Raw genomic sequence first — 17,196 nt, 5'->3', positions numbered from 1 at the left:
GTCATCTCTACATCTGAGGTGTCAAAGACCAATAACGATCGAGTTAAGACAGGGTCAGGAGGCTGGAATCTTCGTTGTAGACATCATTTGCTGACCAACCCAGTCTGCCGTAGCAGGCGCCAAAAGAACGCCGTTTCGATAATGACCGCTGGCCAAAATCAAGCCTGGCTCCAACACCTCAAGCAATGGAGCTGGCCGTCCCGAGGGTCTGGCCCTGAGGCCATGCCATTGATCAACGACCTCAGCCTGTTGCAGCCAGTTCGGTGCCAGGCCATCCAATCGGCGCATGATTGAAGGTTCATTGGCGGAAGGTTCCTCACCTTGTTCGAGGGTTGCGCCCAGCCAAAGCCTGTTGTCTCCATGACGAATCAGATTGATTCCGTTGCAGACCAGCACTGCTGGCCAGTGATCCCAGGCCTTAGTGGTGGCCGACACTTCAAGGTCCAGCACCTGGCCTAGGACTGCTTCCATCGGGAACGCGTGCCCTAGAGGTTGCAACAACTGTGCACTGGCTAAGGCTGTGCAGATCACAACAACGTCGCAGTAAGTGTTGTGGCCTGTGTTCAGGTCCAGGCGCCAGCGGTTTCCATCACCTGGATTCGGGCGATGGAGCGTCGTCACGCGAGCTGGTAGAAGAGCCACCTTTTCGGCCTTGAGGCTCCGTCGTAACGCCCGTTGCAGGGCGAAGGGATCAATCCGTCCGTCGTTTTGGGAACACAATCCTCCGTGCCCAGGATTGGGCCAGGGAATCTGATCGGACGTTTGCAGAGCCTCTGTGCTCTCTGAGCTGAAGCTTTCGAGTCCAAGCTCGGGGCGTTGCTTGGCAAGACTCTGCATGCGTTCTGATTCCAAGGAGCTAGAAGCCAGCTGGATCAGTGGAGTGTCGAGCTGCAGGGGGGACTCGGGATGGTTGAGCCTCTCCACCCATTGAGGCCAGAGTTCCATGCTGCGTTGACGCAGCCGCCAAGCACGTCCGCTGGATCGACGAAACACGTTCCCCATCAAGACGCCAAGTGAAGCAGCCGTGCCATTGAGGGCTTGGTCATGGCTGTTGCTGCGCTGAAGAGGTGCGTCTAATGACGGATCAATCAGCGTGACGTCGTGTCCTTGACGGGCTAAATGCCAAGCCGTGCCGGCGCCGACGGCACCAGCACCAATCACGGCAATCGAGATAATCAGCTCAGAGCTTCAGCGGGAATAACGCGAGCGTAATTAGCAAAACCCGTTGCAACGGATGTGTAGGACTTTTGCAAGCGTGTTCCATCTTGGAGACGGGCGGCCTCATCCACATCAGCGAGAGCTTCTTTGAGCTTTGTTGCCAATTTGTTGGCTTCGGCGCGATCGGTTGGAAGGAGGCGTTGATTGATGTACAACATCTCGCGACCAACCTCTTGCATGGGTCCGTGAATCAGGTTGCGGGTAAAAGTCCAATCGCGCTGATTGACGAGGGCTGCCAGATCTGGAAGACGTTCTTGGGCTTGCGTGAATCCCTCAGCCTGCCTGCGGATGACTGCCATGTCTTCAGGGCTAATCGTTGCGGGCTTGGCATTGCCATTACCGCTGCAGGCCGCGAGGCCGAAGCAGAGGCACACGCAGAGGCAAAACGCAGCGATGCGACGCAGGGCGCTCAGCATGGGGAAAGGGAAAGAAGGGAGGACGCGAGTTTACCTGCGTTGTTCCGATCCCTGAGCACGGACTGCCAAGAGAGAATGAACTTGTGAATTTCTGCTGAGCGTGAACGGGTCAACGGTCATCCTTCAACTGATCTGTCCTGATCGGTCAGCACTCGTCAGTGAGCTGGCTGGATGGGTGGCGGCCAATGGTGGAAACATTCGTCACGCTGACCATCACACCGACTCGGGTGCGGGGTTGTTTTTAAGTCGGATTGAGTGGGAGCTTGATGGTTTCGGATTGCCTCGGCATGCCATAGAGCCAGCGGTTCGTGCCCTCGCAGAGCGTCTAGGTGGGGAGGCACAGCTTCACTTCTCCGACGCGTTGCCCCGTGTTGCGATCTTTGTGAGTAAGCAGAGCCACTGTTTGCTGGATTTGCTCTGGCGCTCTCGCAGTGGTGAATTGCCGATGGAGGTTGCTTTGGTGATCTCCAATCATCCCGAATTGGAACCACTCTGTGGTGACTTTGGGGGGCGATTTGTTCACGTACCGGTCACGCCCGCAACCAAGCGGGACGCTGAAGCCCGAATTCTTGACCTCCTTGAAGAGCAGGACATTGAGCTCGCGGTGTTAGCGAAATATATGCAGGTACTGAGTGGCGAATTTTTAAAGCGCTTCCCCCAGGTGATCAATATCCATCACTCGTTCTTACCGGCGTTTAAAGGCGCTCAGCCGTATCACCGCGCCTGGGATCGGGGCGTGAAACTGATTGGTGCGACGGCGCATTACGTCACGGAACAGTTGGATGATGGTCCGATCATTGAGCAGGCCACCCTTTCTGTGAGTCACCGCGATGAGGTGGAGGATTTGATCCGCAAGGGTCGGGATACGGAGCGGTTGGCCTTGGCCAGGGCTCTGCGCTTGCATTTGTGCCGTCAGGTCATGGTGTATCGCGGTCGTACGGCGGTGTTCGCGTGATCCAGCGAATCGATGCGTCCCGCCCGCTTGAAGCATCGCGTTGGGGTTGGCGATGTTTCCAGATTGGCTTGTTCTTCCTGCCCTCTTCGGCACTGCTGGCCAGCCTGTTGTTATTTCCCTCTCTGCTGATGAGCAGTTGGAGGAGCGAGCGACCGTTTTGGCGTGACCCTTGGAATGCGCCCTTGTTTTTGGCGTCGTTGTTGATGGTGATCGGATGCTTTGGCTCCTATTCCGGATCCCTCGCCTGGGTGGGCATGGGGAACTGGTTGCCGTTCTTTTGGGCGTTTTGGGGCTTTCAGCCCTACGTCAGCTCGGCTGAGGCACGCCGTCGCTCTGCGCTTTGGTTGGTGGCGGGTAGCTTCCCAGTGGTGTTGACGGGTTTGGGGCAACTTTGGTGGGGCTGGCAAGGCCCCTGGCAAGTCTTGGGCGGATCGATTATTTGGTTCATGACCCCTGGTGGAGAACCAGAAGGACGTCTGTCCGGGCTGTTTGATTACGCCAATATCGCCGCCGCCTGGTTGGCACTGGTTTGGCCCTTGGCGCTTGCAGCACTGATTCAACCGGGCCTGAGCAAGCTGCGGCGGGCTGTTGTTCTGGGCCTGGTGGTCTCTTTTGTGACGGCCCTCGTGCTCACCGAGTCGCGCAATGGCTGGGGTGCTTTGGTGCTGGCGCTCCCGATTGTGTTGGGTCCGATCAGCTGGCCTTGGCTTGTACCGCTGTTGGCGGTTGGCCTTGGGGTGTTGATTGTGTCTGTTGTGCCTGGGATGCCGTTGTTGATTCAGGTCCCCGCACGGTCGCTGGTGCCAGAGGGGATCTGGGGCCGGCTCAGTGATAGTCAGCACGCTGGTGAGCGCGTTCTTGCGTCTACGCGCCTGAGTCAGTGGGGTGTGGCTGTTCAGTTGATTGCTGAGAGGCCCTGGCTGGGATGGGGGGCAGCGGCTTTTTCGGTGATTTATCCACTCAGAACAGGGAAATGGCATGGGCATGCCCACAACCTTCCCCTTGAACTGGCCATTGCCCATGGCTTACCGGTGGCGGCTTTGGTGGCGGGGTTGGTGCTGGCCTTGTTGATCGTGGCGCTTCGTCGTGGGCTCAGACGGTTGTTTGATCGTGCTTGGTGGGCAGCAGTGCTCACCTTGTTGGTTTTGCACGGCACCGATCTGCCGTTTTTTGATAGCCGCGTGAATATTGCTGGCTGGATTTTGTTGGCGGGACTGCGCTGTTTGCTCAGACCGAGTGAGGAGCGTCGTCAGGAGCGTTCTCTGGACTCAGCGCTTGGTGTTGATGCTTGAGAAGCGTTTCGTTGGGAAGGGGACCATCCAGATGGCACCAGGGAAGAATGTGGTCGTCTGACCAGGTTTCATGCACAACTTCCTCCCAGGCGGGAGGGCGGGGCAAAGGCACTCCGGCAGAGCTAGCGGCTGGTAATTCTTCTGCTCGTGCTGCGCGATAGGCCTTTTTCCAGCCACCAAGACTCTCTTGAGAGCCCCTCACTGCGGCAATCACTGGTGCGAGTCGACGATCACTGCGGGAGAGCAGGGCTTGGATCACGCTCCAGCCGTAGCTCTCAGGACGCAGTTCCACACCCTTCGGTTTGAGCCGTTTGGCGAGTCGTTTGAGGCGTTTGTCGGCTTCTGGCCGAACCCCTTGCCACTGAAATGGTGTGTGGGCTTTTGGCACAAAGGTGCTCACCCCCAAGGTGAAGCGCAGGCCTGGAGTTTGTTTTTTTAGATCCAGAAGCAGGTCGGCGGTGGCTTCGATGTCCTCGTCTTGCTCCGTGGGGAGTCCCACCATTCCGTAGAGCTTGAGGCTTTTCAGTCCTCCTTCTTTTGCATAACGGGCTGCGGCGCTGATTTCCTCCCGGCTGAGTTTCTTATTCACGACGCGCCTCATTCGATCACTTCCGCTTTCGATGGCGATCGTCACCGACTTGCTTCCGCGGCGACTCAAGGTTTCAGCTAACTGAGGTGTCACGGTGGCAGCGCGCACGGAGCTGACACTCACGCGCAAGTCATCAAAGCGGTCTTGATCCAGCCACTGCAGCAAATCGCTGAATTGGGGATGTTGGGTCACCGAGGCACCCAATAATCCGAGACGCCGGGTTGCTTTAAGCCCTTTCTCAACCGCAGGAATCAGGCCGTCATCAAGAGATGGGGTTCGGAAGGGCAAGGTGAGGTAACTCGCCAAGCAAAAGCGACAGAGTTCTGGGCAGCTGCGCACCACCTCCACCATGTGAATGTCGGGCCAGGCGGCTTCGGGGGTGATCACTGTGGAGTGGCTCAGGGTGTTGCCCCTCCAGGTTTGTTTCGCGATGCGCTCAGGTAGATCTGCCTCTCTGGGTTTGATCCCCACAAAGGCGCCGTCGGCACTGAATTGTGGAGCATGCAGATCGGGCACATAGATGCCAGGAATCTGCGCTAAATAACGAAGGCGCTTTTGACGGGATTCGTCTCGCACCTGCTGCAGGGCGTCGATGAAGGCGGGCAGCAGCTCTTCTCCATCCCCGAGCAGCACAACATCAAAAAACGGGGCTAGCGGTTCGGGGTTGGCCGTCAGAACGGGACCGCCACCGAACACGATTGGATCCTGATCACCACGTTCATGGCTCCAAAGGGGAATCCGTTGTTGTTCCAGGAGATCCAAAAGAACAGGCCCATCCAGCTCCCAGCTCAGAGAGAGGCCAAAGAGATCACAGCGACGGTGTTGAGGATCCCCTTGATCTGTAAAGAGCCTCCTGACATCGAGATCGGAGCGCATGGCCAAGCTGGCCCATACGAGCTGGTAGCCAAGGCTGGTGATGCCCACGGTGTAGGTGCTGGGGAAGGCCAGCACTGTTTTCAGTGCACCTACCTCGGCTACAGCAGGTTCAAACAGGAGGGTTTCGCGGTTCAGCAGAGCCCGTGCATCACGGTTTCATCCTGCAGGATCAACGGAGCAGGCAACGCGATGGATCCCTGATCCCTTGCTATGGCCATTTCAGCTATCGAGGATTGCTGTGTTTGGGGTCAGTTGTTGCCGCCGCGTCGAGCCAGCTCATTCATGCTGAATGCCTCTTCGTCGTTCAATTTCGGCTTGGAGGTGATCTTCCTCTAGAAATTCGAGCTCCATTTGTCTCTCGTAGATCGAGCGGTGATCAAACAGGCGTGCGATCAGAAAACTCGCCAAACAGGCCACCAGAATTGGTTTTAGAACCAACAAATCCTTGGTTAGAGCGAAGGCTAAAAACATGGCCGTAATCGGCGTGCGTGAACAACTGGCTACGAAGGCTCCCATCCCCGCAAAGACATAGGTGCTGGGCACGTGGCCAGTGAGTGCTTCCACCCAAATCCCACAGGCGAGGCCGATGGCACCGCCCAGGGTGAGCATTGGGAAAAACAAGCCTCCAGGTGCACCAGACGCTGCTGCTAATCCCGTACTGAAAAACAGCACCACAAAGGTGCCGAGCGCCATTGGAATATCAGCTTTCCCATCACCGATGAGGTCTTGTAATCCTTGGAGGTTGTGAAATTCGGAGGGGAGACATGAATACACCCCCCCTAGAAGTGCTCCGCTGATCACCATGCGCAGAACGAGGCGGTCACCGAACCAACGATGCCCTTGTTTCTGCATGGCGATGACATAGCGGCAATACAGCTCGGCCAAGACACCCACAACAACGCCCAGTCCGATCAGGTATCCCAGATCGATGGGTAAAAAACTCACCAGTGGTTCGTATTCCTTCTCCAGCTGAAAGCCAAGGCCAGTGTTCAGCCCGCTACCACCTGTGCTTAAACCCGCTAACCCCAACACATCCGCCCAGGCATCCGCCAAAAAGGTGGTGACGATCACCAGCAGCATTACGACTGGTCTTACGGAGTGCAGTAATTCCTCAATGGCGTAAAAAAAACCGCCTATCGGAGCGTGAAATACGGCCGCAATCCCTGCTCCACCGCCCGCTGCGACGATCACGCGACGGAATGCCGCAGGTGCTCTTAGCCAACGCGCAAGTTGCCAGGCCACCGATCCCCCCATCTGAACGGCGGGACCTTCCGGTCCGAGGGGGAAGCCACTGCCGATGGCGACGATTCCGGCAACCAATTTGACCAAGCCCACCTTGAGACCCATCGGGACGGCCCGATGGTTCAGGAATCCCATGATGTGGGTGATTCCGGATCCACCTGCTGATGGTGCCAGCCGAGAAACCAGCAATCCAGACACCAAACCACCTGTTGCGCCTAAGCAAGGCAGAACGGCCCAAGCAGGAAGGTCTGCCAGCAGTTCCAGGCGCCAGGCACCTAAAACTTTGATGCCCACCTTGAACAACACCCCGGTGAGGGCTGCGCCAAGGCCCGTGAACATCAAGGCGAGCACAACCACCAGCCAGCGGCGTTCCAGCAGCCGGCGAATGCTCCGACTCGAACCGGATGGATCTTGTTTTTCTTTTAGGTCGCTAGCTGCAGTCATGGCTTTAAGCAGACGCCGTCTAGGCGCCGGCCATGACCTCCGCTTGTTCCGAAGCGCTCAGCACCCGACCTTGTTCCACAAAGTTATCGATCTGGTCGAAGTTGAGATAGCGGTAGAGCTCTGCGGAGAGTGGGTCGATCTTTTCAGCGGCGATCCTTTGGTACTCATCGGGTGTGGGAATGCGCCCGAGCAGGGCGCAAACAGCGGCTAATTCGGCGCTGCCGAGGAAAACCTGTGCTCCTTTGCCAAGCCGGTTGTTGAAGTTGCGGGTGCTCGTGGAGAACACGGTGGTGTTGTCATCCACCCGGGCTTGATTGCCCATGCAGAGCGAGCAGCCAGGCATTTCCATGCGGCTGCCGGCCGCTTCAAACGTGGCGTAGTAGCCCTCTTGCTTGAGCATGTCCTCGTCCATGCGTGTGGGCGGGCAAACCCAGAGCCTGGCGGCGATGTCGCCGGCCTCTTCGAGAACTTTGGCCGCGGCGCGGTAGTGGCCGATGTTGGTCATGCAAGAGCCGATGAAGACCTCTTGAACGGCTTCGCCAGCCACTTCGCTGAGCAGTTTCACGTTGTCGGGATCGTTCGGGCAGGCGAGGACGGGTTCGGTGAGCTCATCGAGATTGATCTCAATCACTTCGGCGTATTGAGCGTCGTCATCCGCCTGAAGGAGTTGGGGGTTGGCCAGCCAGTCCTCCATCACCTTGATCCGTCGCGCCAGGGTGCGGGCATCGCTGTAGCCGCGCGCAATCATGTTTTTGAGCAGCGCCACATTGCTGCTCAGATATTCACTCACTGTGGCCTCGGACAATTTGATGGTGCAGCCTGCGCAAGAGCGTTCTGCCGTGGCGTCTGTGAGCTCGAAGGCTTGCTCCAGCTTGAGATCTGGCAATCCTTCAATTTCCATGATCCGGCCATTGAAGACATTTTTCTTGTTGGATTTCTCCACGGTGAGCAGACCCTTTTGGATCGCCACCCAGGGGATCGCATTCACCACATCGCGGAGTGTGACCCCCGACTGAAGAGAGCCGCTGAACCGGACCAAGACCGATTCGGGCATGTCGAGCGGCATGGCACCGATTGCGGCAGCAAAGGCCACAACCCCGGAACCTCCTGGAAAAGAAATACCGAGCGGGAAACGGGTGTGGCTGTCACCCCCTGTGCCCACGGTGTCGGGCAAAAGCATGCGATTAAGCCAGCTGTGGATGATGCCGTCACCGGGGCGAAGGGCGACACCGCCGCGTTGGGCAAAGAAATCAGGTAAGTCTTTCTGGGTCTGCAGGTCCACTGGTTTGGGGTAAGCGGCGGTGTGGCAGAAGCTCTGCATCACCAAATCAGCGGAAAAGCCAAGGCAGGCCAACTCCTTCATTTCGTCCCGGGTCATGGGTCCGGTGGTGTCTTGACTGCCAACGGTGGTCATCAGCGGTTCACAGCTTGTGCCGGGACGGACGCCTGGAAGACCGCAGGCTTTGCCCACCATCTTTTGAGCCAAGGTGAAGCCTTTTCCGGTATCGGCAGGAGCGCTAGGCCGGATGAAGGTTTCAGAAGGGGCGAGTCCAAGTTGGCTGCGCACCTTGTCGGTGAGAGCGCGGCCAATCATGAGTGGGATGCGACCGCCAGCACGAACTTCGTCGCTGATCGTGCTCGGCTTGAGTTCAAAACGGCTGATCACCGTGCCATCGCGTTCGATCGTGCCGGCGTAAGGGCGAATCGTGATCACATCACCGGTGTTCAGATCGCTGACATCACACTCAATCGGTAAGGCGCCTGAATCTTCTGCTGTGTTGAAAAAGATGGGGGCAATCTTGCCGCCAATAATCACCCCGCCGGCGCGCTTGTTGGGAACATGGGGGATGTCATTGCCGGTGTGCCAAAGCACGGAGTTGATGGCGCTTTTTCGAGAGCTTCCGGTGCCAACTACATCACCCACATAGGCCACGGGATGACCTTTTTTCTTGAGGGTTTCGATGGTGTTGAGTCCCTCGGGATCACGGGTTTCCAACATCGCCAGGGCGTGTAATGGGATGTCTGGACGTGTGGTCGCGTGGGTGGCTGGTGAGAGGTCGTCCGTGTTGGTTTCGCCGTCCACCTTGAACACAGACACGGTGATCTCTTTGGCGAGCTCATCTCGCCGGGTAAACCATTCCGCTGCGGCCCAGCTGTCCACCACCTGTTGGGCGTAACGGTTGCTCGCTGCCAGCTCCATGACGTCATTGAAAGCGTCGTAAACCAGGAGGGTGCGGCTCAGACCTTGAACGGCACAGCTCGCAAGTGTCTCGTTCGGATGCTTCAGCAGTTCGATCAGTGCGGCAACGTTGTATCCACCCACCATGGTGCCGAGCAGTTGCACCGCCTCCAAAGGGGCCACCAATGGGCTGGAGGCTTTGCCTTGGGCGACGGCACTTAACCAGGTTGCTTTGACATAGGCCGCTTCATCGACGCCGGGTGGAATGCGTTCGCTCAGCAGGTGCAGCAAGGTTTGATCTTCCCCTGCTGGTGGTTGTTGAAGAAGTTCGGTGAGGGCCTTGGTCTGAGCGGCATCAAGAGGGAGCGGTGGGATGCCCTGGTTTCCCCGTTCCTCGGCGTTCTCGCGATAGGAGCTCAGCATCGGTTTTGGCGGCGCAGACAGCGATACACACCATTGTTGTTGGTCAGCGTTCCACTCTGTTGTTTGTTGGGGTGGATCGACTTGCGTAATCTGAACTGAATTTCAGGCCAAGGCATGACCACCACCCACGATCTCCATGTGGTGGACACCCGACCACTGATCCCTCCGGCTCTGTTGCATCGCGATCTGCCAATTGATCCAACGGCTTTAGAGACAGTGGTGACGGCTCGCAGCCGCATTCAAGCCATCCTGAGTGGCTTGGACCGACGGCTGTTGGTGATCGTTGGTCCCTGTTCTGTGCATGACGTGGATGCGGCTCGCGACTACGCCCGTCGCTTGGCGCCTTTGCGGGAGAGACATGCCGCTGAGCTGGAGATTGTGATGCGGGTGTATTTCGAAAAACCTCGTACCACCGTGGGATGGAAGGGGTTGATTAACGATCCCCATCTCGATGGCTCTTACGACATCAATACGGGGCTGCGGATGGCCCGTTCGCTGCTGCTTGATTTGGCTCAAGAAGGAATGCCTACAGCAACGGAGCTGTTGGATCCTGTTGTTCCTCAATACATTGCGGATCTCATCAGCTGGACAGCGATTGGTGCACGCACCACTGAAAGCCAGACCCATCGTGAAATGGCTTCAGGCTTGTCGATGCCCATTGGCTACAAAAACAGCACCGATGGCAGTGCCACGATTGCGATCAATGCAATGCAGGCTGCAGCTAAGCCCCATCATTTCCTGGGCATCAATCGTGAGGGTCATGCCTCGATCGTTAGCACCTCTGGAAACCCAAATGGGCACTTGGTTTTGCGTGGTGGCAATCGTGGAACGAATTACCACGTGGAGGCGATTCAGGAGTCAGCTGCCGAGCTCACGGGTGCTGGGCTGCCGGATCGCTTGATGGTGGACTGCAGCCATGCCAATTCGAGCAAAGACTTTCGCCGTCAGAGCGAGGTGTTAAGAGCAGTTGCCTCTCAGGTGGACCAGAAGTCGGACCATGTCATGGGAGTCATGATTGAAAGCCACCTTGTAGAAGGCAATCAAAAGTTGTCTGCAGACAGGAGCTCTCTGACGTATGGGCAGAGTGTGACTGATGCATGCATCAGTCTTGAAACCACTGGTGAATTGCTTGGAGAGCTCGCTGCTTCTGTCGCTCGGGCAAGGTTCAGCTAGGCGCCGCTCTTGTGGATTTGATCAGGCCGTCATCCAGGTCCAACTCAAGGCCACTCCAAGGGGCACGGTCAGGTTGTCGATGCCCCAGAGGCTCAGTTGTTCGAGTCCCACTGCCAACGTGCAGACCGCTAAGAGCCGCAGTGGGGTGAGTTGACTTTGGGTGATCAGCACTAAAGCGAGCAACACCACAGCACTGGTGATGGCCATCGTCGTTGTGCCGACGATGGACTTGCGCTGGTCTAAGAGCGTCCAGTTGGGGGAACGAACGGCGCGTCCAATCAGACCTGCCAGGCCATCCCCGAAGGCCATCACTAGCACTCCAGCACAGGCAGCAGCTGGATTGTCAGCCCAAAACAGGATCAGAAGCAAACAGATCGCGAAGCCATAGGCAACGGTCCCGTAACTGTTTCGGCCCACATCTTCCACTGCGGGTAGCAAGGTCCAGCGGTGATTGATGAAGGCGATCAGGGTGACCACCACAGCACAAGGAACCGCGATGGAGGCAGGCACCTGAAGAATCCAGGCGAGCGGCAAAACCGGGCCGGTGCCGATATGGACAATTTTTCGACTCAACTCGCGTTGGTTGGGCCAGCGTTGACGGCAGGCCAGAGCGCTGCCGAGAACACCAGCCATCCAGAGGGCGATGAGCAACAGAGATGGCAGAGGCAAGGACGACTCAGGCAGCCTGCTGATGATTGGTCATCGTGCGCAATTTCAAAATGGCTTTGGATTCGAGTTGGCGTACCCGTTCGCGCGACACATTGATTTGACGACCAATTTCGGCAAGGGTGAGCGGCTCTTCCCCACCAAGGCCAAACCGTAAACGCAGGATTTTTTGTTCGCGTTCATTGAGCTGGGAGAGCCAGCCGCCCAGATGCTCCTTCTGAATGCTGCGATCCATGCCTTCCATCGGCTCATCGCCGTTTGGATCTGGGATCAGTTCTCCAAGGGTGCTGCGATCTTCTTCGCCACGGGCGTGAGCATCCAGGGAGGCACAGGGAGCACTTTGAGCGATGAGCTCTTCTAGATCTCTCGGTTCAATGCCCATGGCATGGGCCAACTCCAAGCGGTTCGGTTGACGCCCGAAACGATGGGAGAGCTCCCGGGTGATCTTGCGCATTTTCGACAGCTTTTCACTGATGTGAATCGGCAGGCGGATCGTGCGCGCACTGTTATCGATCGCCCGTGTCATGCCTTGACGAATCCACCAGTAGGCGTAAGTCGAAAACTTGTAGCCCATGGCTGGGTCAAATTTGTCGACAGCACGCTCAAGGCCGATGGCTCCTTCCTGAACGAGGTCGAGCAGTTCGAGGCCTTGGTTTTGGTATTTCTTGGCGACACTCACCACCAACCTGAGGTTGGCAGCCATCATCCGATCGCGTGCCCTCTTCCCCATCCGGATGCGATGGCGTTGCTTAGGTGTGCGGTCTTCTTCTTGAATGTCAAGCAGTTCTTTCATGGCTTGCACATGGTGTGCAAGCTCAATTTCTTCAGCAGCTGTTAGGAGCGGAACACGACCAATACTGCTTAAGTAATGACCAATTGAATCTGTGGCTAAGCGCCCACTTGAGCGATTTCCTTTGCTCGAAGTTGTGCCACTTGAGCGATTGGCTGCACTGCGACGACTAGCCGCTGGCAATAAAGGTTCCTTAGAAGTGCCTTTAGGGGCAGCTTCTTTGGACTCCAGAGGGATCCCCATCACCCTGGTCTCCTGACGAATTTGGGCGAAACATAGCACCTACCTGAAAAAGTTATGAATGCAATTATGAAACCTTTCTGGAACTCGGCGATTTAAGTCGTCAAGAGTGTCAATCGCTACAAAAATGCGGAGTTTTTTCTTTTTTGGCTTTCATTTGAATTTGTAAATGGTTACCGATTTGGTTGAAGTAGGGCGCTTCCTTTCCAGTCATCGATTAACTGCAATTGGGAGTTGCGCTCTTCTCCTTCGGGATTCCGCTGAATGAAAGATCCGTCAGGCTGCATGTCCCATGCCCCTCTGTTGTCGCTTAAGTAGCGCTCAAGTAGGCGCTCGAGCTGTGCTCTTAGCTCTGGTTCTTCAATGGGCACAACCGCTTCGACGCGTCGGTCAAGATTGCGTGGCATTAAGTCGGCGCTTCCGATGAATACCTCCGCTTCGCCGCCGTTGTTAAACCAAAAGATGCGCGAATGCTCTAAGAAGCGGCCAATGATGCTTACCACTTTGATGTTGTCGCTAATGCCTTCAAGGCGGGGGTAGAGGCTGCACATCCCTCTGATGATTAATTGGATCGTGACTCCGGCTTGAGATGCTTCATACAAAAGAGCAATGATTCCGGGATCCACCAGAGAATTCATTTTTGCTTTGATCGATCCACCACGTCCTTGTTGGGCATGTTCGATTTCACGCCGAATCAATTGCTCCATTCCCTTTCTTAAGGAGACAGGAGCAACAAGTAGTTTGCGGAAGCTTTGTTGTTTGGAGAAACCGGTTAGGTAGTTAAACAACTCCACAAGGTCTTGGCCGAGTTCTGGTCGTGCTGAAAGCAGGCCTATATCGGTGTAAAGACGAGAGGTTTTGGAGTTGTAGTTGCCAGTTCCGATATGGACGTAGCTGCGCAGGCGTTCTTTCTCTTTGCGAACGACCAGAACAATCTTGGTATGTGTTTTGAGGCCAATCACGCCATAAACCACATGCACACCTGAGCGCTCAAGATGCTTGGCCCATTGAATATTGTTGTCTTCGTCGAAGCGGGCTTTGAGCTCTACCAGGGCCATCACCTGCTTTCCATTTTCTGCTGCACGGATGAGTGCTGCGATGATCGGGGAATCTTTGGACGTGCGGTAGAGGGTCATCTTGATCCCCATGACGAGGGGATCGTCTGCTGCTTGATTGATGAATTCCTCTACCGATGTGGAAAACAAGTCGTAAGGGTGATGGAGGAGAACATCGCGGCGACGCACGACTGAGAAAATGCTTTCGAACTCCTCTTCCTTGATCGAGCCGTCTTCCAACATGCCTCTCTGAGCGCGGCTGAGGACGGCGGGAGTTTGACCTGAATGGGTGGCGTCTTTGAGGTAAGGCAGCGGCAGGCCCATTAAGCCGAAGAGATCATCGAGGCCCAGAGGTCCATTCACTCTGTAGAGGTCTTCTTCAACAACAGACATGCCGTCCATCAACATCTCAATGACGTCTTGCGGTGTGTCGCCAGCAACCTCTAGGCGGACCACTTCCCCCCCCATCCGTCGCTTTCTCAGGCCTTGTTCGATCGCGATCATGAGATCGTCGGCTTCAAGGTCTCGTAGCTCCAGGTCTGCATCCCTGGTGACCCGGAAAAAGTAATGGCCTTCGATGCTCATTCCTGGAAAGAGCAGGCTGAGATTGAAGGCAATCACCTGTTCAAGAGGCACTGCCGTATGCAACGGTTTGGCATCAGGGCCGCTCAGCTCAATCGGAATCGAGACAAAGCGAGGAAGGATCTTCTGGGGAACCTTCACGCGAGCCAGTTGGCGTTGGCCCGACTCTGGGTCGTGGATCAGGGCGGCCACGTTGAGGCTGAGATTGCTAACGAAGGGAAAGGGATGGGCAGGATCCACCGCTAGGGGCGTTAAGACCGGAAAAATCGCCGTTTGAAAGAAGTTGTCTACCCAGTGCCTTTGGGCGTTGTTTAGTTGTTCGTAATTGAACAGAAACACTCCATAGTCTTCAAGGCCCACGCGGAGGTGGTTGAGGTAGTGCTTCTGCTGGGCTTCCAGCAGCTCTGAGAGCTGGTTGCGAATCTCATGGAGCTGCTCCCGAGGGGTTCGCCCGTCTTCACTCTGTTTGTCGATGCCGGCCTCAACCTGAGACTTCAAGGACGCCACGCGCACCATGAAAAACTCATCGAGATTGTTGCTGAAAATGGCGCTGAATTTGGCCTGTTCCAACAACTGCGTTCTTTGGTCGAGTGCTTGAGCTAGAACGCGCCTGTTGAAAGCGATCCAGCTGAGCTCCCGATTGATGTAGAGATTCCCGGGAAGCATGACGCCGCTCATCAATGGTCTAGAGCACAGTGCTCGCAATGGAAAGGTAGCAATCGTGCGTCAGCCTGTGGTCTGTTCAAGGGGACTGCGGGTCACCAAGAGCAGCACGACCACCAGCAATCCTGCGCTGCCAAAGAACGGACTGGTTTGACCAAGGAGGTCGTAGGCCAATCCAGCCAGCGGTGGTCCTAAAAAACTACCAAGACTCTGCAGTGCTTGCAGGCTGCCAAGAGCGGCGCCTTGTCCTTCATTGCTGAGACGCCGAGACACGAGGCTGCGAAGGCTTGGGGTGACAAGACCCGTGCCGCTGGCCAAAATCGCCACCGCTGTGAACACCCCGATCCTGGCTTGTTCTGGATTGGTGCTGGGGATCAGCAAGCAGCCGGCGATCACCAACCCGAGACCGATCAGCGTGAGTTTCCACTCCCCAAAACGTTTTACCAATGGACCGATCAGTCCACCCTGGACCACGGTGGCAACCACCCCCACAATCAAAAAGGCCGTGGTAGCGAGCTCTGGGCCCCAGTTAAATCGTTGCTTGAAATAGAGCACCAGGATTGCGGTGAAGCCATTAAAGGCAAGAAAAAATAGAAAAAAGCCCAAGGCCAGACGCCCGACGGCTGGATTGCCAATCACTCGCGCGATTTGAGCGAAGGGGTTGAGCTCCCGTTTGCGGGGAAGAACGCGGCGCTCTGACACCGGATGGGTTTCAGGAAGCAGCGTGAGAACAACAACGAGGTTGAGGACGGCGAAGCCGGTGGCCACCCAGATCGGCACCGTGACGGCAATCCGGGCCAATTGGCCGCCAAGAAAGGGCCCGATAATGAATCCAAGGCCGAAGGCCACTCCGATCAGTCCGAAGGCGCGTGCGCGTTTCTCCGGTGGTGTGATGTCCGCGAGTACAGCGCCTGCCGTGGCGGCTGTTCCACCGCTTACCCCATCGATCAGACGGGCTCCAAACAGAAGGAAGAGGGGCAACACAGCACCAGCAGGCCAGTCATGGCTCAAGGTGATGGCGAAGAGTCCGAGGCCCAGAACGGAACCACTCACGCAGATGGCGATCACGGGCCTGCGACCGAAGCGATCACTCAGGGCTCCGATTAACGGAGTTGCTGCAAATTGAGCGAGGGCGTAACTGCCAGCTAATAACCCAAGGGTGCGACCGTCGGCATTGAACGATGCCAACAGAAATGGCAGCAATGGAAAAACAATGCTTTCGCTCAGTCGGTCATTGAGCAGCGTGAGAAACGCACTTAATAACGTTGGAACGTGAGGACGGCGCACGTTCGATCGAGGCGGTTATTCACCTTCCCACAGATGCTCGCCACGCGATCAGTTTCTCTAGGGCTGTGGTGCCTACTCCATTGGATTGCATGGTTTGGGCTTTCTCCACGCCGTCCTCCAAGCTTTTGCTCAGTCCGCTTAACCAGAGGTAACAGCCTGTGTTCCAACGCAAAGACTGAGCCATGGGCCCTCGCCCTAGAAGTGCCTCTTTGGCGTGCGCAGCCCAGGCCTCCTCCGATTCCCAGCGGGGGTCATCTCCGAAGCAGCCATGGTCCCGGGGATGAACGATGTGTCGTTCGGGTTCCCCTGAGTTTTGGATCCGAGCCGTGATTCCGGCTCGACTGACAGGGAGGTCTGTTCCGCCTTCTAAGCCTTTTACGGTGATGACGTCCTTTTCTCCGGCTAGTTCCAGGGCTTGCCAGGCTCGGCTTTCCGTTGGCGGATGCACAAAGCCACTGACAAGGAGGTGGTGCCCTTGGTGTGCGGTCCAGAGCAGCTCGGCGCTTGCTAGTGGAGGGCGTTTCCCGAGATCATCCCGAGCGGGCAGCAGAGCCTCTCCGAGGGGGAAGTGTTCCGGTTGATAAATGAGGGCAAGACCATGCCGGTTGAATCCTGTTTGAACATCGTTGATGGAGAGTCCGTTCAGGTTGAGCCCGATGGAAGCGAACAGTTCTAAGGCTGTAATTCCAAATTTCACCGGCATTCGCTTCCCACCCTGCAAGACCACAGGTTGTCCCGACCCCACCAACAACAAGGTGGTTAAGGGGTAGATCGGTGCCGTGCGAGATCGACCGTCAAAGGGCATGCCAAAACAGATCGGCCGGCGTTGATCGGGTTCACTGAGAAGACAAGGCCCGAGACGTTTATAGGTGTCGAGCATTCCGGTGAGCTCCTGAGGCTCAGGCCGGCGAATGCGATGGGCGATCAAAAAGGCGCCAATTTGAACGTCTGACGCTCCTCCCGTGAGCATCAACTCCATGGCCTCATCGGCTTCGCTTCGGGTCAACCCTTTGCTGGTGTGCTCTCCACTGCCAATTTTGCGTAGCAATTGCTTGAAACAAGCACGCTTCTTGGCTTCTGGAGACATTTCCATTGATATCACCGGA

14 protein-coding genes are annotated in these 17,196 nt (G+C 56.5%); 4 read left to right on the top strand and 10 right to left on the bottom strand.

Features of this window, described 5'->3' with window-relative positions:
* Positions 1-54 precede the first annotated feature (54 nt).
* Together SynMVIR181_RS13030 and psbQ are read right to left on the bottom strand one after the other, a co-directional pair.
* Positions 55-1,161, bottom strand: a complete 1,107-nt coding sequence (locus SynMVIR181_RS13030) for an FAD-binding oxidoreductase (protein WP_186589526.1) — start codon at positions 1,159-1,161, stop codon at positions 55-57.
* A 14-nt stretch (positions 1,162-1,175) separates the two neighbouring features.
* Complete coding sequence (gene psbQ, locus SynMVIR181_RS13025) at positions 1,176-1,634, bottom strand: photosystem II protein PsbQ (protein ID WP_186589525.1); 459 nt, start codon at positions 1,632-1,634, stop codon at positions 1,176-1,178.
* Positions 1,635-1,734: 100 nt separating this feature from the next.
* Here psbQ and purU point away from each other — a divergent pair, with 100 nt between their 5' ends.
* Together purU and SynMVIR181_RS13015 are read left to right on the top strand one after the other, a co-directional pair.
* Positions 1,735-2,589, top strand: coding sequence for a formyltetrahydrofolate deformylase (purU, locus tag SynMVIR181_RS13020; RefSeq protein ID WP_186589524.1), 855 nt, complete (start codon positions 1,735-1,737; stop codon positions 2,587-2,589).
* On the top strand, positions 2,586-3,881 hold the full coding sequence (locus SynMVIR181_RS13015) for an O-antigen ligase (protein WP_186590696.1): 1,296 nt from the start codon (positions 2,586-2,588) through the stop codon (positions 3,879-3,881). The genes purU and SynMVIR181_RS13015 overlap by 4 nt, the downstream gene beginning before the upstream one ends.
* On the opposite strand, the gene SynMVIR181_RS13010 is transcribed toward SynMVIR181_RS13015, so the two are convergent.
* From SynMVIR181_RS13010 to acnB, 3 genes are all read right to left on the bottom strand, one after another.
* Entirely contained in the window at positions 3,817-5,421 is a 1,605-nt protein-coding gene (locus SynMVIR181_RS13010) for a radical SAM protein (RefSeq protein ID WP_255444330.1), read from the bottom strand. The genes SynMVIR181_RS13015 and SynMVIR181_RS13010 overlap by 65 nt on opposite strands.
* A 201-nt stretch (positions 5,422-5,622) precedes the next feature.
* The gene (locus SynMVIR181_RS13005) at positions 5,623-7,032 is read right to left on the bottom strand and encodes a ClC family H(+)/Cl(-) exchange transporter (protein ID WP_186589523.1); all 1,410 of its coding nucleotides are present in this window, start codon (positions 7,030-7,032) and stop codon (positions 5,623-5,625) included.
* A gap of 19 nt (positions 7,033-7,051) precedes the next feature.
* Entirely contained in the window at positions 7,052-9,634 is a 2,583-nt protein-coding gene (gene acnB, locus SynMVIR181_RS13000; protein WP_186589522.1) for a bifunctional aconitate hydratase 2/2-methylisocitrate dehydratase, read from the bottom strand.
* Positions 9,635-9,748: 114 nt separating this feature from the next.
* Here acnB and SynMVIR181_RS12995 point away from each other — a divergent pair, with 114 nt between their 5' ends.
* Positions 9,749-10,807: a 3-deoxy-7-phosphoheptulonate synthase gene (locus tag SynMVIR181_RS12995; RefSeq protein WP_186589521.1), complete on the top strand. Its 1,059-nt coding sequence runs from the start codon at positions 9,749-9,751 to the stop codon at positions 10,805-10,807.
* Between the two features lie 21 nt (positions 10,808-10,828).
* On the opposite strand, the gene SynMVIR181_RS12990 is transcribed toward SynMVIR181_RS12995, so the two are convergent.
* Together SynMVIR181_RS12990 and SynMVIR181_RS12985 are read right to left on the bottom strand one after the other, a co-directional pair.
* Positions 10,829-11,440 carry a diacylglycerol/polyprenol kinase family protein gene (locus SynMVIR181_RS12990; protein ID WP_186590694.1) on the bottom strand — a complete coding sequence of 204 codons (612 nt, stop codon included), beginning with the start codon at positions 11,438-11,440 and terminating at the stop codon, positions 10,829-10,831.
* A 43-nt stretch (positions 11,441-11,483) separates the two neighbouring features.
* Positions 11,484-12,350, bottom strand: a complete 867-nt coding sequence (locus SynMVIR181_RS12985; protein WP_255444530.1) for an RpoD/SigA family RNA polymerase sigma factor — start codon at positions 12,348-12,350, stop codon at positions 11,484-11,486.
* A gap of 7 nt (positions 12,351-12,357) precedes the next feature.
* Here SynMVIR181_RS12985 and SynMVIR181_RS13405 point away from each other — a divergent pair, with 7 nt between their 5' ends.
* A complete protein-coding gene (locus tag SynMVIR181_RS13405) occupies positions 12,358-12,522 on the top strand; it encodes a hypothetical protein (protein ID WP_255444534.1) in 165 nt (54 codons plus the stop codon).
* 154 nt (positions 12,523-12,676) lie between these two features.
* On the opposite strand, the gene ppk1 is transcribed toward SynMVIR181_RS13405, so the two are convergent.
* The 3 genes from ppk1 to SynMVIR181_RS12970 are packed head-to-tail and all read right to left on the bottom strand — an operon-like array spanning position 12,677 to position 17,183.
* Complete coding sequence (ppk1, locus tag SynMVIR181_RS12980; protein WP_370593856.1) at positions 12,677-14,806, bottom strand: polyphosphate kinase 1; 2,130 nt, start codon at positions 14,804-14,806, stop codon at positions 12,677-12,679.
* 60 nt (positions 14,807-14,866) lie between these two features.
* The gene (locus SynMVIR181_RS12975; protein WP_186589518.1) at positions 14,867-16,090 is read right to left on the bottom strand and encodes an MFS transporter; all 1,224 of its coding nucleotides are present in this window, start codon (positions 16,088-16,090) and stop codon (positions 14,867-14,869) included.
* Positions 16,091-16,109: 19 nt separating this feature from the next.
* A complete protein-coding gene (locus SynMVIR181_RS12970) occupies positions 16,110-17,183 on the bottom strand; it encodes an anthranilate phosphoribosyltransferase family protein (protein ID WP_186590693.1) in 1,074 nt (357 codons plus the stop codon).
* Between the last annotated feature and the right edge of the window lie 13 nt (positions 17,184-17,196).

This window comes from Synechococcus sp. MVIR-18-1 (assembly GCF_014279835.1).
In the GTDB taxonomy this organism is placed as follows: domain Bacteria; phylum Cyanobacteriota; class Cyanobacteriia; order PCC-6307; family Cyanobiaceae; genus Synechococcus_C.
This window is presented reverse-complemented; position numbering and strand designations above follow the sequence as displayed.

Bases quoted from the DNA above. Each gene is read 5' to 3' on its own strand.
- psbQ (WP_186589525.1), bottom strand. From the start codon at position 1,634: ATGCTGAGCGCCCTGCGTCGCATCGCTGCGTTTTGCCTCTGCGTGTGC.
- SynMVIR181_RS13005 (WP_186589523.1), bottom strand. From the start codon at position 7,032: ATGACTGCAGCTAGCGACCTAAAAGAAAAACAAGATCCATCCGGTTCG.
- acnB (WP_186589522.1), bottom strand. From the start codon at position 9,634: ATGCTGAGCTCCTATCGCGAGAACGCCGAGGAACGGGGAAACCAGGGC.
- SynMVIR181_RS12995 (WP_186589521.1), top strand. From the start codon at position 9,749: ATGACCACCACCCACGATCTCCATGTGGTGGACACCCGACCACTGATC.
- SynMVIR181_RS12990 (WP_186590694.1), bottom strand. From the start codon at position 11,440: ATGGCTGGTGTTCTCGGCAGCGCTCTGGCCTGCCGTCAACGCTGGCCC.
- ppk1 (WP_370593856.1), bottom strand. From the start codon at position 14,806: ATGCTTCCCGGGAATCTCTACATCAATCGGGAGCTCAGCTGGATCGCT.
- SynMVIR181_RS12970 (WP_186590693.1), bottom strand. From the start codon at position 17,183: ATGGAAATGTCTCCAGAAGCCAAGAAGCGTGCTTGTTTCAAGCAATTG.